Consider the following 26,684-nt stretch of genomic DNA (forward strand, 5'->3'; position numbering starts at 1 on the left):
CAAAAGTTAAAAACCAAACAACCTCTAAATTATGGAAATCAACAAAATTTTGTTTGTTGTTACATCTCATGATGAGTTGGGCAACACCGGTAAAAAAACAGGTTTGTGGATTGAGGAATTCGCGGCCCCTTATTATACACTTCATGACATGGGCAAGCAAATTGTTATTGCATCGCCTAAAGGGGGCCAGGCCCCTATTGACCCTAAGAGCGACCTGCCCGAAAATAAAACAGAAGCCACAATAAGATATTACGGTGATAAAGAAACACAGGATAGGTTGAGTAATACTGTAAAATTAACCAGCGTTTCGGAAAAAGACTTTGATGCCGTTTTTTATCCCGGTGGCCACGGCCCCATGTGGGATCTTGCTGAAGACCGGGATTCCGCAAAACTTATTGAGTCATTTTACTTCGCAGGCAAACCTTGTACATTAGTTTGCCATGCACCCGCGGCTTTAAAATATGTAAGAAGGCCTGATGGCAGGTGGCTGATAGAAGGAAAAAGGGTAACCGCCTTCACCAACACCGAGGAAGAAACAGCACAACTAACAAATGTGGTTCCGTTTTTAGTAGAAGACATGTTAAAACAAAGGGATGCCAAGTTTCAAAAAGGTGAAGACTGGAGACCATTTGTTACCCGCGATGGACACCTGATCACCGGGCAAAATCCGGCTTCCTCTATTTTGGCTGCCCATACCCTGCTTGACTATGCCACCAGGTTGTAACAGATATAAAATATTCAGCCAGGCAATTTAAGCTTGTCCGGCTGAGTATTTTAATTTAAATGAAATAATCTTTTTATCTGCGGGTCAAAAAGTAAGGAATCAATGAGCGTATCCCCAACATTGGTATCGGCATAAACCTGGCTTGTAAAAAACTGCAGGTATTTGCCTTCCATTAAATCATCCAATTCTTCATTCTTAGCCACAGCTACCGAAAGGATAGATTGCTGATAATCCTGTTTAAACGTATGTGTAGCAGCATCTATCTTCCCTTCTTTCATAAACCCTTTGGTTTTCTTAAAGCATCTGCATGGGTTATCCGGGTTTATCAGTCCACATTTATGATCCATAAACTGAAACAGATCAGCCTTGGCGCGTGACAGCTGCTTGCGAAAGTTCTCGGGCGTAATATCCAGCAGCGCCGAAGCTATAGTTGATTTGATATTAAATACCCCACCAAGCACAAAGATCACTCTTTGCTGTCTGTCTAAACAAAGCAGCATGCTCGACATGCAATTATTACGCACGTCCGTAATGTGATCGCTGTATTGCAGCTGCTCATCAGGGCTCATGTCTTCGCTGTCATGTAGTTCATCTATCTCAATGCCCATCTTCTCAAAGGAAAGCACCTCTTTTTCGGCTTTTCTGCGCCTGGTGCTGATAAAATGATTAGTCACTATGCGGTAAAGCCAGGTACGGAAACTGCTTGAGCCGTTATATAAGTTCAATTTAGTAACCATTTTGATCAGGATCTCCTGCGTCAGGTCTGCCGCGTCATCTGCATCTCTTACCAGTTTTAAGGCCACGTTATAAATAAAGCGCTGATGCAGCTTAACCAATTTTTCCATAGCCTGCCTTGACCCTTCACAAGCCTGCCCAACTAAGGCCTTATCCAAACTTTCATCATATTTTTCTATAAAAGGATACATGATATCAAAGTGTTATGAATTGAACTAATGCTAATTATAGTCTAATTTAAAAATTTAAATTAACTTCTGCCTGCTGCCATACCTCCGTCAATATCCAAAACTGTTCCGGTGATCCATGCGGCATTGTCAGACAACAGAAACAATATGGCATCGGCTATTTCATGAGGCTGTCCGTTACGGCCCAATGGATGGATGCTATTTAACCCATAATACGCGTCTTTAACACCTTCTGCCGAGCCTATCAGCTCATCTAACACCCCGGTTTCAACAATACCTGGAGCAATGGCATTTACCCTGATCTTATCATCAGATAGTTCCATAGCAATATGTTTAGTAAAAGCCTGTAATCCAGCTTTAGCCATAGAATAGGCAGCAGTTGGCGTGCCTTTCACAGCATGATCTGCCCAGTATGAACCTACGTTTACAATAGAGCCACCGCCATTAGCTTTCATTTTTTTGGCAATGGCCTGCGTAATAAAGTAAAAGCCTTTGTTAATATCCTGAAAAGAATCGTAATCATCAGGCGTACTATCTAAAAATGGTTTTGGAGCAAATATACCGGAGGAGTTAACCAGGTAATCTATCGCCTGATCGTCTTTTTCCAAAGAGGTGATAAAATTGTTTACATCTGTAGCTGATGTCAGGTCGAGACGAACACCAGAAACGTCACCATAAGCGCTTAGCTCGGCTACGGCAGCGTCAACACTTGCCTGGCTTTTGCTAATCACGGTTACTTTAGCGCCTTGCTCTAATAATTGCTGAGCTGTAGCTTTGCCCATACCGCTTGTACCGCCTATTACGATTGCTGATTTTGATTCGAAAGATGAAGTAGTTTTCATAATTGTTTTTTTTAATGTTTACATCACTTAGACGCAGCCTTAAAAAACTGTGACAACTCTGTAAACTCAATTCAACTCCTGGATCATCTGATGCAATTGTGTCCTGGCTTTATACAGGTTAGATTCTGACACCTCTCGATCAATATTTAATATTTTCGCGATCTCATCATGCGAGTAACCATCAATAGCAAACAGATTAAAAATAATGCGGAAACCAGGATGCAGTTGCCGAATAACGGCCCGCAGGTTATCGCTGTTTAATTTCAACCCGGTGTCAACTTCAGGTGTCAGATAATCTGCTACATTTAAATCTTCAGATAATACCATTCTTAAATCATCGCGGTAATAATCAATTGAAGCATTGACCATAAATTGCCCTACCCACTTTTTAAACGAATACCGGTGATCATATGCGTTTAAGCTGGTAAATACATGAGTAAATCCATTATTCATGATCTCGACGGCCTCATTACGGTTATTCGAGTAACGCAGGCAAATACTCATGGCCGGGCCGTAAAACAGCTGATAAAGGGTTTTCTGAGCGTTTCGCTTTGGCTCCAGGCACTCTTTAATGAGTTGTTCAATCTCCAATTTGCTCATAAACCCTTTATAAATAACTGCTGTTAATAATTAGTTGCTCTTGGCTCTTTCAGCCTCATCGTCTGCCCCACTTCTGTGCTGTCGTGCCTTCACTTTGGTATTTCCAAAATTATATGTGGCTGTTAGCCTGACTACTCGGGTATCATATTTTTGCATAAAAGTATAGTTACTTAGCAACTGGCTCGAAACAATAAATTTCCTGGTATTAAAAATATCACTTACCGATAATTTGATGTTCAGCTTTTTATGATCAAACAAACGGCTTATGCCCGCATCAATACCGTAGTATTTTTTAAAATGATCTACTCCACTTACAGATGCCGAATTATAGGAGCCGGTAAGCTCTCCCTTGAAGTCATCAAACAAAAAAGTTTCTGTGGCTTTAGCCTCAAAAGCAACTTTTGAGGTATTTACTTTGCTTCCGGCAAGTGTATCTGCTTTATACTCCTGGTAAAATCCATTAAAATCCACATTGCCAGACCACCACCGGGTAATGGTATAAGGAGCATTAAAATCAACATTGTAAACATTATAAGAATTTAAATTCCTGTCGGTAGCAAAGGTTTTATCACCGCTGGTTAGCACAACTCCTGTAATAACATTACTGGTATGGTTGTATCCAAGGCTTACATTAATTGATTTATTGTAGGTATAACTCGCCTCGTATTTATCGGTGTACTGAGGATTCAGAAAAGCATTACCCTGCCTAAAGGTAAATGGGTCAAGAAAATATATAAATGGGTTCAGATCGGCATATTCGGGTCGGTCAATACGCCGGCTGTATGACAAACTTATTTCATTTTTACTATTGAGCGTTTGGTTAATAAACACATTAGGGAAAAAGTCAATGTAATGTCTGTTTACTGTGTTACGCCCGATAAGATTTCCGCTTGATTGTGTATACTCTGACCGTAAACCTAACTGTACAGATGTATTGGCCAGTTGCTTATTCAAATTGACATAGCCGGCAGTTATTTTCTCGGTATAAATAAAATGGTTGCTTTGTGTGGTATCGTTTATAAAACCGCCGTTATTCAATATCTGGGCCTGCAGGTTATTATCTGATTTTACATTGCTGTATTTTACACCGGCTTCGAGTTTAGTAGTTTTATTTAACGGCTTTGCATAATCAATTTTCGCGGTACGTATATCAATGTTTGACGGGCTTCTGTTAGTTAACACCTGCTCGGGATGCTGTGTACTGCCATTAGCAAAAAAGAAGTTGTTGTTATATTGAGTAAAGGAGTTGTTATTATATTTTACATAATCCAGATCAATGTTTAGTTCCTGTCCGCTGGTATCTATCTTGAGTTTATCGTTTAAATTTATAGCCAGGTTTTTATAGGTATTAGGGTTATCGGAGTTTGTGGTTACCAAAGAATCGGCGATACCTTTTACTGATTGAATTTGGGTTGTATTGGCAGCCCTCCATTTTGAACTGTTATTATATCCGCTTAAGCTAAAACCAATCGTATTTTTCTGTGAGGTTTCATAATCGGCCCCAAACCTGTAAATATTATTATGTGAATTGCTTTGACGGTGGATATCCTGATCGAAAAAAGTTGAACCACCATCATCATTGTTGATGATACGATTTAAAGTTATATCACCTACGCGAATAATATCGTTATGACTAAACGAGCCGAATACGTTCAGGTTCCCCTCTTTATGGTTCAGTGTGATAGTGGTGTTATCTCCAAACTTAGCGCCCTTAACAGCACCAAGAGACACACTACCGCTGGTACCTGATTGCTTATTATGCTTGAGTTTAATGTTGATAATACCGGAATTGCCCGAGGCATCATATTTAGCCGATGGGCTGGTGATGATCTCGATGGATTGAATAGTATTACCATCGGTAGAGCGCAGCAATGTGGCCAACTGATCTGCAGACAAATAGGTTAGTTTATCATTGATCATTACGGTTACACCCTGCTTACCCTTTAAACTGATATTATCATCCTTATCAAGACTTACACCAGGTGCTCTTTGCAGTATGTCCATAGCAGAATTGCCTGCAGCTAAAATACTGCCCTCCACATTCATAACCACGCGGTCGGTTTGGTGTTCCACCAATGGTTTTGATGCGGTAATAGTTACCGTTTGTAGGCTATGGCTCGCTTCATGCATAATCAGGGTTGGTAGTGTTATGGTGCCTACCTCACCGGTGGCATTAAACGTTTTGGAGAGGCCTTTGATATAACCAATGCTGGTAACTTTTATAACATAGTTGCCGGGTTTTATATTTTCAAAAATATATGATCCTGTTTCACTGCTTAATGCGCCTTTAACAATTGTTGAATCTGTGGCACGTAGCAGACTAACCGAGGCATAGTCTACAGGTTTGTTTTGATCGTTAGTTAATGAGCCTGATATATTAATGGCGGAATGAATGCCTTGTGCATATAATCCCAATGAGCTTATAAATAAAAAAAAGAATACAATAAACGTTTTTAACATAGATGATTTGTTTTAATAGCGAAAAAAATAAAAGGCAGATCAGGCCCTTTCACAGACTGAAGTAATAAGGAGTTAATATTATCCTTTCAACTAAACCGCAAACAGCAGGAGGCTGTATTGATAGTTGATAGAAATTTTGCAGGAAGACTTATAGGACAATGCTAAATCTCACATCATCAGGCGGGACAGACATATTTTCATTTTCAACCATGTACTTAATGTATCCACTTACCCTGGTGCCATATCTTTTAACCTTTACCTTTTGCAAAAAAGTAACTTCGGTTTCAAAGTAACTTACATTCCTGCCAAAAGCTTCACTGTACTTTATTATTGGCCGGGGTTCAATAGTGCCACCTTTGAGTTCGTAATCATCAGATGATTTAAAGCGAAATTGTGTTTTGATTGGCCCGTCATCTCCTACATTTTGTGAATAAATACGCCAGCCTTGATCAATTTTGGCATGAAGGCAAACTATTGCCTCTGTGTTATTTATTTTTTTTACGGAGTAATCCCATTTTACAGGGCATATATTTTGTGCCTTTAAACTCAAGCAAAGCATAACGGCTATTACTGTTAATGAAATTTTATTTGTTATCATACGGGGTATTTGTTGATGCAAATAAAAGCCATTGTTTTTTTTCATCATATCCCCATATTCGGTGAAATAGATGCCTTATAATTGATTTTGGAGACAATAGCGGTTCATGAACATTTTGTACGGTAATTTTTACAACAATCCGGCCCTGTTTACATACTTATCGTGACTTTGTTTTATCACTAATATTGGGTGCAAAAACCATCTTTTTAGAGTATACTTCATATAAACGCGGCATATTATTTTTGTCACATAATATTTATATGTACCCCTATGAAAACAAATTTTAGAATAAAAGGCCTGATTGCCCTGCTTTCAATCACATTTTTTTGCAGTTTCTCCATCGCTGCTGCACCAAGTTATTACGACGCTGTAATTCAGGATTATATTGAAAGCCAAATAACATCCAATTACAAAAAGTTAAATAATGTGCTTGACAATAATTGCGTGCAGATCATACCACGAGGTAACAGCCTGATAGAAGAAAATAAAAACGACCTCGTTGAATTCATGAAAACGAATGCTATAATACAACGCGATTGTAGCTCAAGTTATCAGATACTGGCAAAGAGCAATTCATTAGTTATCGCGGTTGTTGATTTAAATTACCAAGCATATACACAGGAAAATTTTCTAACAATTGAAAAGAACAAAAAACAGGAATGGAAAATAACCAGGATCAGCAAAATATTTACTAATGAAAAACCAGCAGATGCAGTTATAGTACTTAATGACACAATAAATACGGACATAACTATGCCATAATTCATTCACTTAGTGTACCCGTTGTAAAGCATCATAATTAACTGTAATATGGAGAAGTTGGAAGTTCAACTGAATTTCCAGTTTTCTCCTTTTTTTACACCTAAAGCTTATTCCTTTCTAATCTATCGCCACAATCTATTCCTTATTGCAAATAGCATTGTATTTTTTTTCCTTTTACTTAAAAATTTGGTTTTTTATGCAACTAATATTATTATATTAGCCATGCCAATTATAAATGTAGCAACTACATTAATTATTTAACCAAATTCACTGATAACGTCATATTTAACTGGTATTAATTAGCTACCTGCCTGTATTTGTTAGCTATTTTCAGGAAAAATCAGGGGATAATATCAAAGTTGATGCTTACCTAAATTAGGTGATAACGCATCAGCCTGCCATATTATTTGCACTAATCCAGGATGTTGTTATCTGTGTTTTTTCTTAAAACGCAACACCTAATTAACCGATTGTAAAAACAACCTAATCACCCCCTATGAAAGAAAAACCAAACTAACTACCCCAAAATTAACGTCAGGAAAATTATCAGGATGCATATTTTCCTAAAACTCATCTTTTTACAGTACGCATTAAATATTAATTAAACCAAACTTATCTAATATGAAATACAAATCATGTAAGAATTTAAACCTGCTAAAAATTTCTAAAAACATACTGTACCAGTTATTAATAGCTATAATATTTACAAATCTATCTTATGCCGGTGTAATAAATAAAACAATAGTTACCCCAAAAGCAGAAAAACCAAGCAACGCTCCCATTAAGATCACTGGCACCGTAACCGATCAAACCACCGGCGAAAAGCTGATAGGTGTATCAGTAACGGTAAAAGGCACTAATACAGGATCAGTTACCGATGTAAAAGGAAACTTTACACTTACCGCTCCCGAAAATGGCACACTTATTATAACCTACATCGGATATAATACGCTTGAAGTACCTGTGAACGGTAAAAACAGTATCAGCATAAAACTACAATCATCATCAAAAGGACTTAATGAAGTGATTGTTGTGGGCTATGGCGTGCAAAAAAAGGTAACCGTAACCGGTTCGGTAGCTTCAGTTAAAGGAACCGACCTTGAAAAATCACCTACTGTAAACTTATCCAATACCCTCGCAGGTCGCTTACCCGGTGTAACAGCCGTGCAATCAAGCGGAGAGCCGGGTTATGATGGCTCGGCTATACACATCCGCGGTACAAACAGCCTTGGCAACAGCGATGCGCTTGTGGTAATTGATGGAGTACCTGACAGGGCCGGAGGTTTAGAGCGCTTAAACTCTGCCGATGTGGAAAGTATATCTGTTTTAAAAGATGCCTCAGCTGCAATTTACGGTTCAAGGGCTGCAAACGGTGTTATCCTGATCACTACCAAGCATGGCAAATCGGGCAAAACTGTATTATCATACGATTTTAATCAGGGCTTTGCACAAGCAACGGTAATCCCTAAAATGGCCAATGCTTTTGAGTACGCTACCATGAACAACGAACTTACCCTGTATAATAGCGATACTCCGGTTTCTGAGTGGGGTGCCGCCTGGAACGCTTTAACTACAAAAGGTAGCTATACACAACAAGGAGGCAAAGTGATTACAGCCGCTTTCCAGCCTGCTGATGTTCAGAAATACCGTGACGGTTCCGACCCGCTTGGCCACCCCAATACCGACTGGTTTGGCACCACACTAAAAACGTGGGCACCACAAAGCCGCCATAATATCCAATTAACCGGAGGCTCAGAAAATGTAAAATTCCTGACCTCATTGGGCTATACCACTCAAGATGGTTATTATAAAAACTCGGCAACAGGATACAAGCAGTACGATCTTCGTATAAACCTTGATGCCAAGGTTAACAAATATGTTAACGCCAGCATTGGTATGACCGCCCGTGAAGAAGCCAGAGATTTCCCAACCCAGGCCGCTCATGATATATTCAGGATGCTGATGCGTGGTAAACCAACAGAACAGGAAGTTTGGCCCAACGGCTTACCAGGCCCCGATATTGAAAACGGCCAAAACCCTATTGTAATAACAACCAATAAAACAGGTTACAATAGGGACAGGCGCGATTACTTTCAAACAAACGGAAAATTAGAGATACAAGTTCCGGGAGTTGAGGGTTTAAAAATAACCGGTACGGCATCTCTGGATAAATTTATACAGCGTAACAAGGTTTGGCAAACTCCCTGGACACTGTACTACTGGGATCATAAAAGCTTTGAGGCTGATGGTAAAACCCCGGTACTTACTCCCAGTGTTCGCTCAACTTTTACCGACCCTCGTTTGAACCAGAGTGATGAAAACAAGGTAAACATTCTGCTTGGCGGCTTTATTAATTACGACCGCAGCTTTGGCGACCATACCATCAACTTAATGGCTGCTGTTTCAAGAGAGACTATCAGTGATGATAACTTTAGCGCCTATCGCCGTTATTTTATCTCGCCTAACATCGATGAATTATTTGCAGGTGGTGATGCCGAAAAAGATAACTCAGGCGGCGCGTACAACCGGGCACGTTTAAGTTATTTCGGTCGCGCGGCTTATAACTACAAACAAAAGTACCTGGCCGAATTTTTATGGCGTTATGATGGCTCCTATATTTTTCCGGAGGCACACCGTTTTGGTTTTTTCCCGGGTGTATTGCTGGGCTACAACATATCGCAGGAAGATTTTTGGAAAAGCAACTTCAAAGCTATCAATTACCTGAAGATCAGAGGCTCATACGGACAAATGGGTGCCGAACCTTATTACAATAATATATTACAGGAAAATCAGTATCGCTCAACTTACGGCTTTGGAAATTATGTATTTAATGACCAGCTTAACAAAACCCTGTATGAAATTCGTGTACCCAACCCCAACTTTACCTGGGAGGTGGCCAACAACTATGATATCGGTCTGGAAGGCGAATTACTGGAAGGCAGAATCAACTTTGAGTTTGATTATTTTTACAACAAACGCACCAATATACTCTGGGCAAGGCAGGGTTCAACACCGGCCAGTACAGGTATAAGCAACATATTACCGCCAGAAAACATTGGCAAAGTTGATAATAAGGGCTACGAATTTAAAATTGGTTATAAAGGAAAAATAGGCGAACTGAAATACAATATAAGTGTAAATGGCGGCTATGCTAAAAATAAGATCATCTTTCAGGATGAAGCTCCCGGTGCCCCACCCTATCAGTTTGCTACAGGCCATCCCATTGGTGCCCCGCTATTGTATACTGCCGATGGCGTGTTTAAAGACCAGGCAGAAATTGATGCCAACAAACTGGACTATAGCGGCGTAACCCCGGCGCTTAAACCAGGCGATCTAAGGTTTAAGGATATTAATGGCGACGGAAAAATAAACGGCGACGACCGGGCAAGGTTAGATAAGGGCATAACCCCAACTTTTACAGGCGGTTTCGCGCTTAACTTTCAATATAAAAACTTTGATCTGTCTATCCTGTTCCAGGGCGCTACCGGTGGTTACCTGCCTATCAGCACTGAATCTGGCGATATTGGTAACTATCTGCAATACACTTATGACCACCGGTGGACGGTTGACAAACCAAGCAGCGTTGACCCACGAATTGCCAATCGCGGCGATACCTGGTACTCCAACGGTAACAACGCAAACACCTACTTTTTCAGAAGCACCAATTATCTCCGTTTAAAAAACGTAGAGTTAGGTTACAACCTGTCGCCTTCAATAGCTCAAAAAATAGGTATCGGCAACCTGCGGGTTTATGTAAGCGGGTTAAACCTTATCACCTGGGATAAACTATCCATCTGGGATCCGGAATCACTGGCCGGCGACGGACAGTATTATCCGCAATCGAGAATTTTGAACACAGGTGTTAGAGTAACCTTTTAATAGTCAAAAACCATGAAAAATTTAATTAAACATATTTTAATCGTATTAGCTGTTACGGGTGTATTGTTTACATCGTGTAAAAAGGATTTTCTGAATACCAAGCCCCAAACCGAGGTGCCATCAGAAGACACCTGGAAAGACGGGGCGCTTGCCACAGCCTTTGTAAATAATATTTATACCGGTTTAAGAAACGGTGGCTTTGAAGAGCAAATGCTGGCTTCATTATCTGATGAAACCGTGTTTACCCACCCCGGCAGAAGCATCAATATCATTAACGAAGGAACCCTGGGACCAACCAACACAGGATGGTCAGACAGTACTTATGTTTGGGGGGCCATGTATAACAAGATAAGGTCATGCAATGTTGCCTTGCAAAGTCTTCCCGCTGCATCTATCGATCAATCACTTAAAGGTCGTTTACAAGGCGAAGCACACTTTTTACGGGCTTACTACTATCAGCAGTTGCTCCGTTATTATGGAGGTGTGCCTTTAATAACTAAAATATACCAACTGGGCGAAGCTGACTATACTGTAGCCAGGAACTCTTATGATGATTGTGTTAAATTTATTATCAATGATTGCGACAGCGCCGCGACTTTATTAAAAGGCCAGACCCTTGATAAAGGCCGTACATCGGTAGCAGCATCGCTGGCGTTAAAATCGCGGGTGTTATTATACGCTGCGAGTGACCTGCATGACATCCCCACAGCCAAAGCCAAATCAAGCGTAATGAGCGGCTATGCACATCCTGAACTTTTGGGATACCTCAGTGGCGATAGAACCGCCCGCTGGCAGGCAGCTAAGGATGCAGCCAAAGCTGTGTTAGATGCTGCCGGCACAGGTTATAAATTGAATTTAACGGCGCCTGTATCACCTGAAGAGGGCAGGAAAAACTACATTTCTATGGCTATGGGCGGTGGCAGTAAAAGTGCCGATGTGGATGCAACCGCTTCAAGCGAGCTTATCTTAGCAAGATTTTTTATAGCCAATCAGGTAACCAATGGCGAAAGCATAGGTTTGTATAACGGCCCTAACGGCTACCACAACTGGGCTGGTAACACCCCGGTTGAAAACCTGGTGAGCGACTATGAGACCATTGACGGCAGAAAGTTTGACTGGAATAACCCGGCAGATAAGGCTGCCCCTTATACCAACCGCGACCCACGCCTGTATGCCAGCATTTTGTTTGACGGCGCGGGATGGAAACCACGCGATAAAATTTCTGGTAACGTTGACCCTGCCAATCAAATTCAAACCGGCAGCTACCAGGTTGGTTCAGGTACTTTAGCGGGTTTAGATACCAGGCAAAGCAGCATCGAAAACTGGAACGGCAGTTGGACAGGTTATTACATGCGTAAGTTTACCGACCCTGATCCTAACGTGGTAGATAACAATACCAAGCAATTTATCCCCTGGCCATTTTTCAGGTATACCGAAGCTGTACTAAATTACGCCGAAGCCTGCATTGAATTAGGTCAGGATGCCGAGGCTCGTACCTGGCTTAATAAGATCCGTTTCCGTGCCGGGATGCCCGCTATTACCGAATCTGGCGATGCTTTGAGGCAACGTTATCGCAACGAGCGCCGTGTAGAGATGGTTTATGAAGAACAACGCTATCATGATGCGCGCCGCTGGATGATAGCCCCAACCACCTTAGGGCGTAAATTGATATTCATGACCGTTACCGGTACCTTGAAACCGGGTAAAACCGCACCATCGCCTTACAAGCATGACGAAAGCGTTTATACCTATACCTACACCCCAACCATTGACAATGGTATAGAAAACCGCCAATGGCTGGATAAAATGTACTTTCTACCACTTAGCCAGGTTGAAACCAGTAAAAACAATAAACTAATTCAAAACCCAGGCTATTAATTTTTTCAAAATGTCTTTAATAAAAAATGCCGGGTAGATCTGCTATCCGGCATTTTTTTGTAACGGTATTAAACATTCATTGTTCGGTTTTGATACATAAACACAAAAACAAACAACTACAAAAATCTAAAAATCAACACTTTAAAATAATAGAATAATTATTGCATAGTAAATAAATGCTTCAGTTATACCAAAACCCCTAATTAAAGCATTACCATTATGATAAAGAACTATTGTAAAATTGTTTGGCGCAATATGTTAAACCATAAAGCATATAGTGCCCTGAATATAATTGGCCTGGCAATAGGTATGGGTGTAGCTTTGTTAATAGGTCTTTGGGTGGTGAACGAATACTCGTATGACCGTTTTTTACCAGGATATAAACAATTATACCAGGTTGAACTAAATTATACCCTTCAAAAAAGTGGTAAAGGCACACAGAATGCCATATCAATACCTGTAGCCGAAGTTCTCAGAAAAAATTACCCGGAAATTAAGCATGTAGCTGTATCTGATTGGATGGGTCCGCACGCGCTTTTAGTGGGGGATAAAAAACTGTATATAAAGGGTGCAAGCGTAGAATCAGATTTTTTAAAAATGTTCAGGTACCCTTTGATTAAAGGCGATGCCAATTCAGTCCTGCAGGATCCGTATTCAATAGTGTTAACCGAATCGACAGCGAAGGCACTATTTGGCCAAACCGATCCGATGAATAAAACTATAAAAATAGATAACAAGCACTATGTTAAGGTAACAGGCATCATGAAAAATGTGCCTTTAAATTCAACCCTTCAATTTAACTACATACTTCCGTTCAGTTACAGTTTACAAACCGAAGAATGGATAAAAAATGCAAGTACACAATGGAATAATAACCCGCTACAAATATTTGTTGAACTGCAAGCAAACGCAAGTTATGCACAGTTGGCACCCAAAATAAAAAACATCCTGTATGATAATTCGCCACAAATGCGGGACATTAAGCCTGAAATTATTCTTCATCCATTAAGTGACTGGCACTTGTATTCAGAATTCAGAGAGGGCAAAGCTGTGGGTGGATTTATTGAATATACACGAATGTTTAGTGTTACCGGAATATTGGTGCTACTTATTGCCTGTATAAACTTCATGAATTTAGCAACAGCCCGTTCCGAAAAACGGGCCAGGGAGGTAGGCATAAGAAAAGCTATAGGATCGCGACGAATTGACCTGATAATCCAATTTTTAACAGAATCAGTTATTATTACTTTTATAGCCTCGTTGCTGAGCATTTTATTGGTTCAACTTGCCTTACCTTCATTTAATGCCCTAACAGGCAGTTCAATTAATATACCTTACAAAAGCTGTATATTTTGGTCAGTAATGATTGCTTATGTATTAATTACAGGCTTATTGGCTGGTAGCAGACCCGCATTTTATTTATCATCTTTTAACCCGGTTAAAGTATTAAAAGGTGGAACTCCTGTTGGTAAATACGCAGCCATTCCCCGAAAAGCATTGGTAGTAATTCAATTTTCATGCTCAATTGTTTTAATTATAAGCACTATTGTTATTTATCAGCAAATACAACATGTTAAAAACAGGCCTGTTGGCTACAGTTCGGAAAGGCTGGTAACTACAGAAATGAGCAGCGATCTGGTAAAAAATTACGATGCATTAAAAAACAACCTTTTACAATCGGGGGCGGTTGAAAGCCTTGCAACAACTTCAAGTTCATTAACAGCTATATCAAATCATCAGAGCATTGAAAGATGGCCCGGAAAAACCGCACCAGATCAGGCCATAAATTCCGGAGGCATTTCTGTATCCGACAATTACTTCCAAACAGTTGGGATGAAATTTATCATGGGACGTAATTTTTCTAACAATTATCGAGACGATTCTTTGAATATTATAATAAACGAAGCGGCGGTCAAACGAATGGGACTTAAAAACCCTATAAACCAGACAATTTCATTTAACGGCGTTAACGGGCCAGCCCGAATAATAGGTGTAGTTCAGGATGCCTTAATGGGCTCACCTTTTGCACAGGCGGAACCTACTGTTTTTAATCGTGCCAAAGAAGGGAATTTTTTGATATACCGGCTATCAGCTACTGTCACACCTCACGAGGCTATACAAACAACAGGAAAAATTTTCAATACTTATAATCCGGCATATCCATACAGTTATCACTTTGCCGATGAAGAATATAACCATAAATTCAAGCTTGAAATGCTTGCTGGCAAGCTTGCCGGCATTTTTGCATGCCTGGCAATTTTTATATCGTGCTTGGGGTTATTTGGCCTTGCCGCATATATAGCCGAGCAGCGCAGCAAAGAGATTGGTATCAGGAAAGTACTGGGTGCAAGCGTAGCCAGCGTATGGTTTTTGTTATCTTCAGATTTTATTATTTTAGTAATAATCAGTTGTTTGATCGCATCACCTGTTGCTTTATATTTTTTACAAAATTGGCTTCAACACTATGAATATCATGTCAATATAAACTTTGGCGTTTTTGTTATTTCAGCCGTTGCCATATTGCTTATTACTATACTTACCATAAGTTTTCAGGCAATAAGAGCGGCATTAGCGAATCCGGTGAAAAGTTTGAAAGCAGAATAACCAAACTCATGTAAGATTTTGTCCGTTATTTTACTTTAAGTAAACCAAATCATCCTTGTTTTAAAACCTGGTTAGAATACTTCAGTGATCTAATTTTGCGATTTTAGGGTAGAATGACTCAAGTAGTACTATAATTTTATGTACCTTTTGCTATTAAATTAATAAGCAGGAGTTTAATTAATGAAGCAAAATATAGCCTTAGTATTATCAGGAGGGGGAGCCAGGGGTATAGCACATATTGGTGTAATTGAAGAATTAGAAAAACAGGGCTTTAACATAACTTCTATAGCAGGTACTTCTATGGGGGCCGTTGTTGGTGGGGTATATACTTTAGGGCAACTACAGGCCTATAAAAACTGGCTCTATAAACTGGATAAGCTAAAGGTTTTCAGCCTTATTGATTTCACTTTCCGGTCGCATGGATTGATCAAGGGCGATAAGCTATTTAATTCCTTACAATCCTTTATCTCAGATGCCAACATTGAAGATCTTCGTATACCCTATGCAGCGGTAGCAGCGGATATCATTAATAAAAAGGAAGTGGTTTTTACCAGCGGAAGTATGTATGAGGCCGTAAGAGCGTCAATCGCTATCCCAACCTTTTTCTCGCCGGTAAAATCTGGCGATGGCTTATTGGTTGACGGCGGTATTATTAATAACCTACCTATTGAGCATGTAAAAAGAAATCCCGATGATATATTGGTAGTAGTGAATGTTAACGCGCTCACCGCGGTTGATAAGCCATCGGTTCCAGATAACCGGAAAGCTGCAAAACGTTCTGTTTACCAACAAAAGATCAGAAACTTTTACAGGCACCTATATAAAATAAAACCCACCAGCCATAAGGAAAGGTTTGGCTATTTTGATGTGATCAATAAAACCATAGGCTTAATAACCTATCGTACAACCCAGTTATCTCTTGAAAAATATTCACCTGATATCCTGATCAATATCTCCCGCGAATGTTGCAGCGCCTACGATTTTTACAAGGCCCAGGAAATGGTAAAGTTAGGCAGATACGCGGCCGGCAAAAGCATTGATGCGTTTAAAACTAAAGGCAAAAGCCCCTTACCCGGCTAAAACTATATTCTGCAATAATTTGTGGAAAGTATTTGGCAGAAATCTATGAAATACTAATATTTTTAGTGTTATTTTCGCGTTTATTATTGCAGCTAAAATGGAGATAGTAAACCCGGTAATGTCGCTGGCATTAGATTATGTTGAGTCTACCAATACCGCAGTTTTCCTGACGGGTAAAGCTGGTACCGGTAAAACCACTTTACTGCAGCGCATCCGGAAAAATTCAACTAAGAAAATGGCTGTAGTTGCCCCTACCGGTGTGGCTGCCATCAATGCCGGGGGAATGACTATCCATTCGTTCTTCCAGATCTCTTTTGGCCCGCTTATTCCGACCGGTGATTCAAAACCTGAGTTACATTACAGTCCCGAAAAAAAGGATCTGTTGGCCAATCTGGAATTATTGATCATTGATGAAGTGAGCATGGTGCGCCCTGATGTGCTTGACCAAATTGACCTGATACTGCGCAATGTAAAGGAAAACAGCTATCCCTTTGGCGGTGTGCAGGTATTGCTCATCGGCGATCTATCGCAATTAAGCCCGATTATCAGAGACGAAGAATGGATGCTCTTGAGCCGCTACTATGCTACCCCTTACTTTTTCAGCAGTTTGGTGATGCAAAAGAGCCCTTATGTACGCATTGAGCTCGACCATGTTTTCAGGCAAAAAGAACAGGCCTTTGTTGACATATTGAACGAAGTGCGCAATCAAACTATCAGCCCCGAAAACCTGGAGTTGTTGAACGCCCGCTATCAACCCGGTTTCAGACCTGCTGCTCATGACCCTTATATTACCCTCACCACCCACAATAGCATTGCCCAGCAAATTAATAATGAATTTGTTGAAGCGCTGCCAGGCGAGGAATTTGAATTTAACGCAACCATACGCGGAGATTTTCCGAAAGATGCCTACCCTACCGAAACTAAGCTCAAATTAAAAATTGGCGCACAGGTGATGTTTGTTAAAAACGACAGCTCTGCCGAAAAGCTTTTTTATAATGGAAAGATAGGTACGGTCACCTGCGTGGAAGGCGATACAGTATTTGTTCGGTCGGGCGATGAGGGTAAAGAAATTGCCGTAGAAGCAATGGAGTGGACCAACATTAAATACCAGATGGCCGAGGAGGAGATCAACGAAACTAATGCCGGAAGTTTTGCCCAGATACCCTTGAAACTGGCATGGTCAATCACCATACACAAAAGCCAGGGCCTGAGTTTTGACAAAGCCATTATTGATGTGAGCGAAGCCTTTACGCATGGCCAGGCCTACGTAGCCCTAAGCCGCTGCCGTAGCTTATCGGGTATGGTGCTGCGTAATCCTATAGCGGCACATAATATCATTGGCGACCCAGCCATTACCCATTTTAACGAAGCGACAAAAAAGCGCAAGCCTGATCTGGAACAATTGTTTCGCGATCAGGAACTTTACCGGCAATTTTTGCTCACAGAGTTATTTAACTTTAACGGTCTGAAGAAAAAAAACACCCCATTCAAAGAGTTAGTTCCTGACCTCGCAACAGAGGTACTGGATGTTGCCGATAAATTTACAAGACAACTCAATACGTTTAGTACTGAACGCATTCAAAAGGCCGCCTCATATTTTTATGATAAATTAAAAACAGCTGCCGAAAACCTTCACCGGCAATTACCCACTACCATTGGCCAGTCAAAAGAAAAAGCCGTAAAAGCCGACCAGCTGCTGCAATGGATCATGATGAGGATAAGCCTGATGGAATATTTTTCCAAAAAAAATTTTACCACTGCAAATTATCTTGAACTTAAACAAAAATCACGTGCTGAATCCTTAGCCGACCAATCCAGATCATATGTTAAAGCCTTAAACGCCAAGCCCAATGAAGAACTTTACAACCAATTCATGAGCTGGCGAATTGCCGAAGCTGACAAAAGCGGGATAATGCCCAATATGGTGCTTTCTGAAAACACGATGGCAGCTATTGCCGAAAAACTCCCCGCTACCCTCAAAGCACTTAGTGGAATAAAAGGCGTAGGTCAGCAAAAAGCCCTACAATACGGGCAGGAGCTTATCAATATGATACGCTCCTACCAGCAGGAATTACAAGGACCGGGAACAGAACAGGTAAGTCTGTTTTAAGTTAACTACTTGCTTTCAACTGATCTATCCAACCACCTTTATATTAAAAAAACTTAGCCTTTGATGATGAAGCAAGTTTAGCCTGTTGCAGATCATGGATGGCAGCCCCTACCTCAATAGCCAGGTTTGCTTCAATAATATCGGCACCGGCAGCTATTACGCTTTTATAATCTTTGTTCAATTCATCTACGCTTTTGATCTCGCCTTTGGTGTAGGCGGCATCGTAGCTAAAGGCAACACCTTCCATACACATGGCACCTCTTTTATGAATTTCATTAAATACGGTAGGGTCTGTTACCGGTTTTTGGCTTACAAAAACAAACACATTTTGCCAGGGCACACCAGAGTTATCAAACTCCTTTATCTTTTCAACACTATTCAGCATTACTTCCATCACTATGTTTTTATCCAACTTATAGCATTTTTGCGCATCGGCAATGGTGTAAGCCATGATGATGGTGCTGGCATAGGCTTTATGTTCCTGTATTTTTTTTACACGGGCCTCTATTGATAATTCTTTCATATCCATTACTAACATGGTTTTCCCTTTAGCCCATTCTAAAACTTCATCTAACGTTGGTATTTGGTAGCTGGTCAGGTTTCCATCAACATCCTTTAAGCGGTAGCTTTTAATTTCCTGCAGGGTATGGTCGGCAATTTTACCGGTACCATTGCTGGTTCTATCTAACGTTGGGTCGTGCATTACCACTATGGCGCTGTCTTTAGTATAATGCGGATCCATCTCTAAAAGGGAATGCACGTGGCTGAGTGTGTTTTCAAACGTAGCAATGCAGTTTTCAGGATACCCTTTTCGGGCACCGCCCCGGTGCGCGCTGATGAACGGAACGGCATCAGGTGTATATCTAAAAAATTCCTTTACATCATTGGCATTATGAAGCTTAAACGTAAAGAGTTTATTTTCCTGCTTAAAACTAATTGCGGTTATAAAAACAATAGCCGATAAGGCCAGGATGCCCGCAAAATGCTTTATAGAGTTTTTCATAAAGATTTGATTTATATGTGAACAATAAAACAAGGCTCGGTACTTTGTAAGTACCGAGCCCCATATCATTAATAACCCGGGTTTTGAGTAATTTTTGAATTTTGAGCAATCACCGTTTGCGGTATAGGCATCCGGTAGTTTTTAGCCGGATTAAATGTAATTTTCGCACTTGCGATGGCTACCTTCTGATACGTTAGTGTGTTGCCCGACGGAGTAATTTTCATACCTCTTAATGGCTGACTGAAAACTTGCTCAGCTATTTTCCAGCGCCATAGGTCAAATAGGCGTTTACCCTCGAAGGCCAGCTCAATGCGGCGTTCTCTTCTTATGCGCTGGCGCATACCATCCTGTGATAATCCGGTTGGTAAATTCGGTAAACCGCCCCGGGCACGTATTTTATTAATCGCATCATATATGCTTTGATCCGGGCCCGAAGCTTCGTTTTTAGCCTCAGCATAGTTTAACAAAACCTCTGCATAACGCCATATAATAGCATTGGAGCCACCGGTTAACTGACCGATGTTGGCGCTGCCAGGCACTACAGTTGGATCTAATATTTTACGGAGCGAATAGCCGGTACGTCCACCGGCGCTACCGCCCGACTTGGTAGATATAATACCATTGCGCCAGGTACATCCATCGTATAAAATAGAAGCTGCAAAACGTTTATCCCTGTTGGTATATGGATTATTAGGATCAAACAACGCAGAGCCTTCGGCCTCAGTTTTGCCATCCAAAAACTCATAGGTATCAACCAGGTCCTGGGTTGGGTTTACCGCGCCATAACCTGTACCATCTGTTACCACCGGCGGGCCCCAATAGGTATCCCGGGCATGTCCTTTAATGATGGGTGCATATTGGATATCAAATATCACCTCTTTATTATCGTCATTGGCCGAATAAAATGTACCTGCGTAATCACTGAACAGATCATAACCTGCACCCAGGTTCATGATCTTCAGGTTGGTTGCGGCAGCATTTGCCCATTTTCCTGCGTATAACTGCTCCTCACCTTCTAAGGCCAGTGCTGCACCTTTGGTTGCCCTGCCAATGTTGTTTCCGGTAACGGTAAGCGGCAGATCGGCCTGAATGGCTTCACATTCTGTTTCAATAAAGGTTACACACTCATCGTAAGTGTTTCTCGGATAAAAAATTGCATCCCCATCGGTAGCCTGATCAAGCACTTTAAGTACCAGCGGCACACCGCCGTACAGATCCATCAATGATTTAAAATAATAAGCCCTTAAAAACCGTGCTTGCGCTATCAGGGATTTTTTTGAAGCATCATCAAAAGTAGCGGTTGTAGTTTTGGTGATGAACAAATTGCATTTCCTGATATTGGCGTACATATTTGCCCATTGCTTATCAAATATTGGAACTGTTGGGCCATATGAATCATTGGTAAACGCCTGGTATGACGGGATACCCGCTATTGGCCCGCTTATAGAGTTATCTGAATAATTATCAAGGGGGTCATTACTAACCTCAGTTGGTTGTAAAGTAAATACTGACGACCACGGCCCCGGGTTTAAACTATTATATATATCATTTAAAAACAGCGTAGCGTTGGCTGCCGATGTAAAAACGGTAGCATCCGTTAACTGATCTGTTGGGGTAACATCTAACGATTTGTCATTACACGATACTGCCGATATACAAACTATTGCTAAAATAATTGATTTTATTGCTTTCATTTTTGTATCCTAAGAAATTAGAAATTCACATTTATCCCCATTGAAAAAACCTTTTGCTGGAAGTAATACCTTGCCCTTGTACTTCCTGAGCTGGATATTTCAGGATCAATGAATTTATTAGCTGAAAATGTTAACAGGTTTTGTCCGGAAGCAAAAACCCTTAAAGATTTCAGTCCGATTTTGTTGGTAAACAACAGCGGGAAAGTATAGCCCAACTGCGCGGTTTTAAGCCTCAAATAAGCTCCGTTTTGTACAAACAGTGAGGATGGCTGCGAGGTATTGGTATCCGGCGAAGGCAGCAATATAGGTAGCTTGGCATTAGGATTACTTGGCGACCAGGTATTTAATTGTTCTTTAAATATTTTGGCGCCGTTAAAAAACGCGGTCGCCGCTTCGTCGGTAAGCATATAATTATCATTACCGGCTCCCTGCCAAAGCATGCTTAGATCAATCCCTTTCCAGGCTACGTTGCCGGTGAAACCAAAAATAATTCCGGGGAAAGATGGCTTACCTATCGGCACATAATCGTTCTGATCTATTTTATGGTCGCCGTTAACATCCTTATACTTGATATCGCCCGGAATTAATGTACCAAACTGGGTTGGTGAAGCATCTATATCGGCCTGCGACTGGAAAAAGCCTATAGCCTGCAAACCAAACTGGGTATTTAAAGGCCTGCCTGTTTTTCTCCTGTTCGGATTACTGTAAGTATCCTGACTTTCAAAAGTTTGTATTAATTTATTTTGGGCATAGCTAAAGTTAAAACCTAAATTATAGGTTAAGCCATTTGAAAATCTGTGCGAGTGAGATATGGAAAAATCAAGTCCTTTGTTATCCATGATACCCTCATTTACCTGGGCAATGCCAATACCATATTCAACAGGAACTACAGCATTAGGACTTACCAGCATGTTTGAGCGGCGTTCTTTAAACACATCAACCTCAAAGTTCAGCTGGCCTTTAAATAAATCGCCCTCTAAGCCAATATTTACCTTGTTTGAAGTTTCCCAGGTTATATTAGGGTTAGCTTCGGCACTTTCCTGAACTCCTTGCACCTGGGTATATGAAGTACCACCAAATACATAACTATTTTTAACTCCGTACGAACTTAGGTATTGAAACGGCGTACCAGCCAGGTTACCCGATTTACCAATTGAGCCTTTCAGCTTCAGATTATCAATCCAGGTAAAATTATCCCGGATAAAGCTCTCCTGCGATAACCGCCATCCTACCGAAAAAGCTGGAAAAAAGGCGTATCGTTTACCGGGAGCAAAATAATAGTCGCCATCATACCTGCCCGAAAACTCGGCAAAATATTTCTGATCATAGTCATAACCGGCGCGGTATACGTAGCCCATTTGTTTATAACTGCTTGACGACCCACTGTTATCGTAATCGTTTTTATTGGAGCTACCTAATGAAAGCTCATCCAGATAAACCTGGTAGTTTTGGCGCGAAGCACCAAAAGCGTTATTGTTACCATCTCTTTTTTCGGCAACGGCCAATAGGTTCACATTATTTTTACCAAACGAACGCTGATAAGTAATGTAACCTTGCAGCGTGGTATTTATACCCTGATTAAACTTTTCGGTTAGGCTGGGTGCCGCTACGCCCGCTTTAACCGGTACGTATTCATTTGAGGCGTTTAAACTATAGTAGGTATAAGGTGTTTGAAAAGCCTTTCCGAATAAATAGTTCTTATCGTATGCAATTACACCTTTAATAGCCAAACCCGGTACAAAAGGCAGCTTTTGCTCGATAGATAACTGGGTAAACAGCGTGTTGTTATCACTATTATTATAACCGCTATCATATATTGATGGCAATAAAGTATTACCCGGCATACCATTGGTAAACTGCAAAGGTGTTTTTAACAAGGGCGAGTTTTTGGTAACAGAGGTATAAATACCCGTTCCTGACGTGCCTGCGGGGTTTTTAGTTTTGGCGTAAGTGCCTTTTATATCCAATGATACCGTAGTAGTTGGGGTAGCGTTTACATCAACGTTGGTAGCAATATTGTATTTAGAATAATTGATAACATGCACAGAACCTTCCTGGTATAAATAGCCTAAAGAACTAAAGAAACGAACTTTATCTGAACCACCACTAAAGGTTAAGTTATGCGATGTCATAGGCGCGCTAAAATTCAATACATCACGCAGCCAATCATTATCAGGATAATGGTTAGGGTCTGAATGGTCTTTATATTTTTGCAGCTGGTCATCTGTATATGCTGCAGGTAAACCGGCATTTTTATTAGCCTGATTTAAAGCCACGCCATAGTCATAAGCGTTTAAAAAGTCGGGATAATTTGTAGGGCGCTGAATACCATACCAGCTATTGTAAGCTAAAGAAATTTTACCTGCTTTACCACGTTTGGTAGTAACCAAAATTACACCGTTGGCACCGGCTAAACCGTATGGAGCTACCGCGGCAGCATCTTTTAACACAGTTACGCTCTCAATTTCATTAGGGTTGATCTGCGAAAACGGTCTCGGGATACCATCAACAATAGTAAGCGGGGTGTTATTTGATGTTTGCGTTGTACCAACTCCGCGCACGCTAATGTTTGCATCATCGGCACCCGGCTCACCACTGGCCTGAAAAGCCAATATGCCTGGTATGCGACCTGCTAAACTATTGCTGATGTTTGCTACGGGGTTATTCACGATATCCGCACCTTTTAAGGTAGAAATAGCTGCCGTAACCGACGATTTTTTTTGCGTTCCGTAACCTACTATTACCACAGCGTCAAGGTTTTTACTGTCATCAAGCAGGGTTACTTCCATCACTGGTTTCTTGCTGTTTACAGTTACTTCCTGTGTCTGGAAACTGATGTATGAAAATACCAATACAGCATCGTCAGGTGCGTCTATCTCAAAACGACCGCGCACATCGCTTATAGTCCCTTTATTCAGATTTTTGATTCGGATAGAAACACCGGGTAATGGTGCTCCCTTACTATCCTTAACAACGCCCTTTATTTTGATCGGGGCCATTTTACTGTTTTTTGGCCCAATAATGATCAGATTGTTTTGAAGGATATTGTAAATAAGATCGAATTTCTTCAAGGTGGACTGCAGCAGGTCTTCCACTGCTACTTCGCCATTGGTTTTTATCTGTACCGTTTCATTAACAGGCACTTCATTGTTGTTATAAAAAAAACGGTATTTACTCTGACTTTCAATCATTTCAAATACCTTGATCAATTTAACTTCTTTTTTTTCTGTTTTTACAGTAACCTCTTTCTGAGAATACACTTTTGCAGATAGCTGCATGCAAAACAGAAATACGAATAATATGGTAAACCGCATAGTTAGTTGAAGCTTCCGCATATGGCATTTAACCGCATGCAGCATTTTTTTTTTCATACATTTGTGTTTTAAGTAATCAATAATAAATGGGGTAATTCAAGTACGCTCGTTTTTAGTTCTTGCTTAAAATTTTAAAGGGGAATGTTGCCGCATTTCCCTTTTTTCGTTTAGCAAACTTTGGTGTGGTGCGATGTAAATTTTATTTCATAATTTTTAAAAAAGGTGAACAAACTCTGCAACTATTGCCTATATATGTGAGAAGACTGTGAACTTTCATAATTCTACTAAGCAGAAATATTTATTTTATAACTATTTGTAAATCCCCGCACACAGGCTATTGATCCATACTTATTACAGTTACAGCAAAAAGAGTCTTATTCAAAAGCAATGCGTTTTGAGCATAGGAAAGAAACCGGCCAAATGGCTGGTTGATTATTACGAAAGAGGGTGTGAATTTATATGGACTGGATAGTTATTTTATCGCGATTGATCTGGTATTTAAAGGGGGTAAGCAATTGCAGTACTTTTAAAACCTGGTCAATGCTCTCATTTTTAAACGTACCGGTGAGATATGCTTTTTTTATTTTTTCATCGACGAAGGTAATTTCAACATTATACCGTCTTTCCATTTGTTTGGCCAGATCTTCAAACGCTTCATTTTTAAATATCAGCTCATCATTGATCCAGGCTGTTTCGGCAAATTCACTTTTGCTGCCGTTAACCGCATTCAGGGATATGATCTTATAATTATGGTTACTATTATTAAGTGTGGCTTTTTGATGAGGTTTAAGCAGAATTTTTTGAGCGGCATTATTTTTCAGCGCTATTTCAATTGCGCCTTCAATTAGTGCTGTTTCTGAGTTTTTTTCGCCGGGATAAGCATGTACATTAAAGGTTGTCCCGATATCCCTGATATCGAAATGAGCAGTATGGATAATAAAGGGATGTTGCTGATCATGTACAATTTTAAAGTAAGCCTCACCTGATAAGGTAACTTCCCTCACATCGGCCGAGGCATAATTTTTAGCATAAGTCAGCTTACTGCCTGAGTTTAAAATGATCCTGCTGCCGTCTGGTAGGGTAACATCGGTCTTAGTACCTTTCTGTACAACAATTTCGTTGTTATCGCTTACTGACTTTGAGGTATTATTGAAGTATTTATAACCCAATATCGCTATCCATGAAAAAGAAACCAATACAGCCGCGGCTGCGCCCACCCTTAACCACATAGGCAGTATTTTAGGTTTGTGAACAACTACCTGTTCAACCTTATCTGCTATATGGATCTCATCGTATTTTAACAGTGTTTCAATTTCATTAATAAAGCCCTGCGGAATATCCTCTTTTTCGTCAAGGCTATTTAATATTTCATAGGTGTACCAAACATCCGGATAGGCTTGAAAAAGCTCCTCCAGCTCCTGTTCTTCGTCATGCGTTAACGAGCCCGAAAGCTTTTTACCCATCAAAATCCACACTCTGTTTTTAACACCCATATCTCTACAGCAGTTTTATGTAAAACGGCTAAACACTTTTACAAATAAGTATTTTAATTCCTTTTTATTTTAAATAGCTAAAAAGGCTACTAATCTGTAATTATAAAATATTAAACCCGGCCTTCATTTTGCGGCTAAGCAACTGGTTAGCACCGGCATCATTAAATTGTTCTTTCTTGGGATCCCATTTCAATGGCTTTTTAACTTCATAGGCTATGTTACCAATATTACAAACTGTAGCCGTACGATGACCGGTCTCTACATCGCAAATTGGCTTGCTGCGCTGTTTTATAGCAGTTAGCCAATCATTATAATGGTTGGTGCTCAAATAAACATGCTTTTCACTTTCACCAATTTGCTTATTTTGCAAGTTTTCCGGCACTACCAGTTTATGCCTTTGTACATCAATAGTGGCATCTGTACCAATAAAACGCATGGCATTTTGTTTACCAAAATTTTCGTGATACATTTTTACGCCACTATCATAAATATAGGTCAGGAAAGCATGTTCTTTACCATCAGGGGGAATAACCTCTAAGGGACCGCTTTCATCCATATCCATTGCCCATTGAGCAATATCAAACATGTGGGCACCCCAATCGGTCATACCTCCGCCGCCAAAACCTTTAAAATCGCGCCACCTGGCCCACATATTCTCACCAGGAGCAGGATCTAACTCATGATTATAAAAATGGTACTCGTTGGGGCCTAACCAGGTAC

16 protein-coding genes and 1 pseudogene are annotated in these 26,684 nt (G+C 40.5%); 7 read left to right on the forward strand and 10 right to left on the reverse strand.

Annotated features, from left to right (window positions below; translation table 11 throughout):
* Positions 1 to 31: 31 nt before the first annotated feature.
* Positions 32 to 724 carry a type 1 glutamine amidotransferase domain-containing protein gene (locus AAGC65_RS02635; protein WP_343110851.1) on the forward strand — a complete coding sequence of 231 codons (693 nt, stop codon included), beginning with the start codon at positions 32 to 34 and terminating at the stop codon, positions 722 to 724.
* A gap of 50 nt (positions 725 to 774) precedes the next feature.
* On the opposite strand, the gene AAGC65_RS02640 is transcribed toward AAGC65_RS02635, so the two are convergent.
* The 5 genes from AAGC65_RS02640 to AAGC65_RS02660 all read right to left on the reverse strand — a co-directional run bounded on the left by AAGC65_RS02640 (position 775) and on the right by AAGC65_RS02660 (position 6,147).
* Positions 775 to 1,650, reverse strand: a complete 876-nt coding sequence (locus AAGC65_RS02640) for an RNA polymerase sigma factor (RefSeq protein WP_343110852.1) — start codon at positions 1,648 to 1,650, stop codon at positions 775 to 777.
* A 59-nt stretch (positions 1,651 to 1,709) separates the two neighbouring features.
* The gene (locus AAGC65_RS02645; RefSeq protein WP_343110853.1) at positions 1,710 to 2,489 is read right to left on the reverse strand and encodes an SDR family NAD(P)-dependent oxidoreductase; all 780 of its coding nucleotides are present in this window, start codon (positions 2,487 to 2,489) and stop codon (positions 1,710 to 1,712) included.
* A 66-nt stretch (positions 2,490 to 2,555) separates the two neighbouring features.
* Positions 2,556 to 3,089: a sigma-70 family RNA polymerase sigma factor gene (locus AAGC65_RS02650; protein WP_343110854.1), complete on the reverse strand. Its 534-nt coding sequence runs from the start codon at positions 3,087 to 3,089 to the stop codon at positions 2,556 to 2,558.
* A 30-nt stretch (positions 3,090 to 3,119) separates the two neighbouring features.
* Positions 3,120 to 5,549: an outer membrane beta-barrel family protein gene (locus tag AAGC65_RS02655; protein ID WP_343110855.1), complete on the reverse strand. Its 2,430-nt coding sequence runs from the start codon at positions 5,547 to 5,549 to the stop codon at positions 3,120 to 3,122.
* Between the two features lie 148 nt (positions 5,550 to 5,697).
* Positions 5,698 to 6,147: a sugar transporter gene (locus AAGC65_RS02660; RefSeq protein ID WP_343110856.1), complete on the reverse strand. Its 450-nt coding sequence runs from the start codon at positions 6,145 to 6,147 to the stop codon at positions 5,698 to 5,700.
* A gap of 270 nt (positions 6,148 to 6,417) precedes the next feature.
* On the opposite strand from AAGC65_RS02660, the gene AAGC65_RS02665 reads away from it, so the two are divergent.
* From AAGC65_RS02665 to AAGC65_RS02690, 6 genes are all read left to right on the forward strand, one after another.
* Positions 6,418 to 6,909, forward strand: a complete 492-nt coding sequence (locus AAGC65_RS02665; RefSeq protein WP_343110857.1) for a hypothetical protein — start codon at positions 6,418 to 6,420, stop codon at positions 6,907 to 6,909.
* A gap of 621 nt (positions 6,910 to 7,530) precedes the next feature.
* On the forward strand, positions 7,531 to 10,788 hold the full coding sequence (locus AAGC65_RS02670) for a TonB-dependent receptor (protein WP_343110858.1): 3,258 nt from the start codon (positions 7,531 to 7,533) through the stop codon (positions 10,786 to 10,788).
* A 12-nt stretch (positions 10,789 to 10,800) separates the two neighbouring features.
* A complete protein-coding gene (locus AAGC65_RS02675) occupies positions 10,801 to 12,666 on the forward strand; it encodes a RagB/SusD family nutrient uptake outer membrane protein (protein WP_343110859.1) in 1,866 nt (621 codons plus the stop codon).
* 219 nt (positions 12,667 to 12,885) lie between these two features.
* Positions 12,886 to 15,270: an ABC transporter permease gene (locus tag AAGC65_RS02680; protein ID WP_343110860.1), complete on the forward strand. Its 2,385-nt coding sequence runs from the start codon at positions 12,886 to 12,888 to the stop codon at positions 15,268 to 15,270.
* Between the two features lie 180 nt (positions 15,271 to 15,450).
* Positions 15,451 to 16,350 (forward strand): patatin-like phospholipase family protein, encoded by a 900-nt coding sequence (locus tag AAGC65_RS02685; RefSeq protein WP_343110861.1) that lies wholly within the window; start codon positions 15,451 to 15,453, stop codon positions 16,348 to 16,350.
* 97 nt (positions 16,351 to 16,447) lie between these two features.
* Positions 16,448 to 18,460, forward strand: a complete 2,013-nt coding sequence (locus AAGC65_RS02690; RefSeq protein WP_343110862.1) for an HRDC domain-containing protein — start codon at positions 16,448 to 16,450, stop codon at positions 18,458 to 18,460.
* Positions 18,461 to 18,503: 43 nt separating this feature from the next.
* Here the strand turns inward: AAGC65_RS02690 and AAGC65_RS02695 are convergent, their stop codons facing one another.
* The 5 genes and pseudogenes from AAGC65_RS02695 to AAGC65_RS02715 all read right to left on the reverse strand — a co-directional run.
* A complete protein-coding gene (locus AAGC65_RS02695) occupies positions 18,504 to 19,463 on the reverse strand; it encodes a glycerophosphodiester phosphodiesterase family protein (RefSeq protein WP_343110863.1) in 960 nt (319 codons plus the stop codon).
* Between the two features lie 68 nt (positions 19,464 to 19,531).
* Positions 19,532 to 21,157 (reverse strand): RagB/SusD family nutrient uptake outer membrane protein, encoded by a 1,626-nt coding sequence (locus tag AAGC65_RS02700; protein WP_343110864.1) that lies wholly within the window; start codon positions 21,155 to 21,157, stop codon positions 19,532 to 19,534.
* Between the two features lie 17 nt (positions 21,158 to 21,174).
* On the reverse strand, positions 21,175 to 24,528 hold the full coding sequence (locus AAGC65_RS02705; protein ID WP_343110865.1) for a TonB-dependent receptor: 3,354 nt from the start codon (positions 24,526 to 24,528) through the stop codon (positions 21,175 to 21,177).
* A 398-nt stretch (positions 24,529 to 24,926) separates the two neighbouring features.
* Positions 24,927 to 25,964, reverse strand: coding sequence for a FecR domain-containing protein (locus tag AAGC65_RS02710; RefSeq protein WP_343110866.1), 1,038 nt, complete (start codon positions 25,962 to 25,964; stop codon positions 24,927 to 24,929).
* A gap of 100 nt (positions 25,965 to 26,064) precedes the next feature.
* Positions 26,065 to 26,684: pseudogene (locus AAGC65_RS02715) on the reverse strand (gfo/Idh/MocA family oxidoreductase); the annotation flags it as partial.

Source organism: Mucilaginibacter sp. (assembly GCF_039207105.1).
In the GTDB taxonomy this organism is placed as follows: domain Bacteria; phylum Bacteroidota; class Bacteroidia; order Sphingobacteriales; family Sphingobacteriaceae; genus Mucilaginibacter.

Excerpts from the sequence above, each read along its gene's own strand:
- AAGC65_RS02635 (WP_343110851.1), top strand. The coding sequence starts at position 32 with ATGGAAATCAACAAAATTTTGTTTGTTGTTACATCTCATGATGAGTTG.
- AAGC65_RS02640 (WP_343110852.1), bottom strand. The coding sequence starts at position 1,650 with ATGTATCCTTTTATAGAAAAATATGATGAAAGTTTGGATAAGGCCTTA.
- AAGC65_RS02645 (WP_343110853.1), bottom strand. The coding sequence starts at position 2,489 with ATGAAAACTACTTCATCTTTCGAATCAAAATCAGCAATCGTAATAGGC.
- AAGC65_RS02650 (WP_343110854.1), bottom strand. The coding sequence starts at position 3,089 with ATGAGCAAATTGGAGATTGAACAACTCATTAAAGAGTGCCTGGAGCCA.
- AAGC65_RS02655 (WP_343110855.1), bottom strand. The coding sequence starts at position 5,549 with ATGTTAAAAACGTTTATTGTATTCTTTTTTTTATTTATAAGCTCATTG.
- AAGC65_RS02660 (WP_343110856.1), bottom strand. The coding sequence starts at position 6,147 with ATGATAACAAATAAAATTTCATTAACAGTAATAGCCGTTATGCTTTGC.
- AAGC65_RS02665 (WP_343110857.1), top strand. The coding sequence starts at position 6,418 with ATGAAAACAAATTTTAGAATAAAAGGCCTGATTGCCCTGCTTTCAATC.
- AAGC65_RS02670 (WP_343110858.1), top strand. The coding sequence starts at position 7,531 with ATGAAATACAAATCATGTAAGAATTTAAACCTGCTAAAAATTTCTAAA.
- AAGC65_RS02675 (WP_343110859.1), top strand. The coding sequence starts at position 10,801 with ATGAAAAATTTAATTAAACATATTTTAATCGTATTAGCTGTTACGGGT.
- AAGC65_RS02680 (WP_343110860.1), top strand. The coding sequence starts at position 12,886 with ATGATAAAGAACTATTGTAAAATTGTTTGGCGCAATATGTTAAACCAT.
- AAGC65_RS02685 (WP_343110861.1), top strand. The coding sequence starts at position 15,451 with ATGAAGCAAAATATAGCCTTAGTATTATCAGGAGGGGGAGCCAGGGGT.
- AAGC65_RS02690 (WP_343110862.1), top strand. The coding sequence starts at position 16,448 with ATGGAGATAGTAAACCCGGTAATGTCGCTGGCATTAGATTATGTTGAG.
- AAGC65_RS02695 (WP_343110863.1), bottom strand. The coding sequence starts at position 19,463 with ATGAAAAACTCTATAAAGCATTTTGCGGGCATCCTGGCCTTATCGGCT.
- AAGC65_RS02700 (WP_343110864.1), bottom strand. The coding sequence starts at position 21,157 with ATGAAAGCAATAAAATCAATTATTTTAGCAATAGTTTGTATATCGGCA.
- AAGC65_RS02705 (WP_343110865.1), bottom strand. The coding sequence starts at position 24,528 with ATGAAAAAAAAAATGCTGCATGCGGTTAAATGCCATATGCGGAAGCTT.
- AAGC65_RS02710 (WP_343110866.1), bottom strand. The coding sequence starts at position 25,964 with ATGGGTGTTAAAAACAGAGTGTGGATTTTGATGGGTAAAAAGCTTTCG.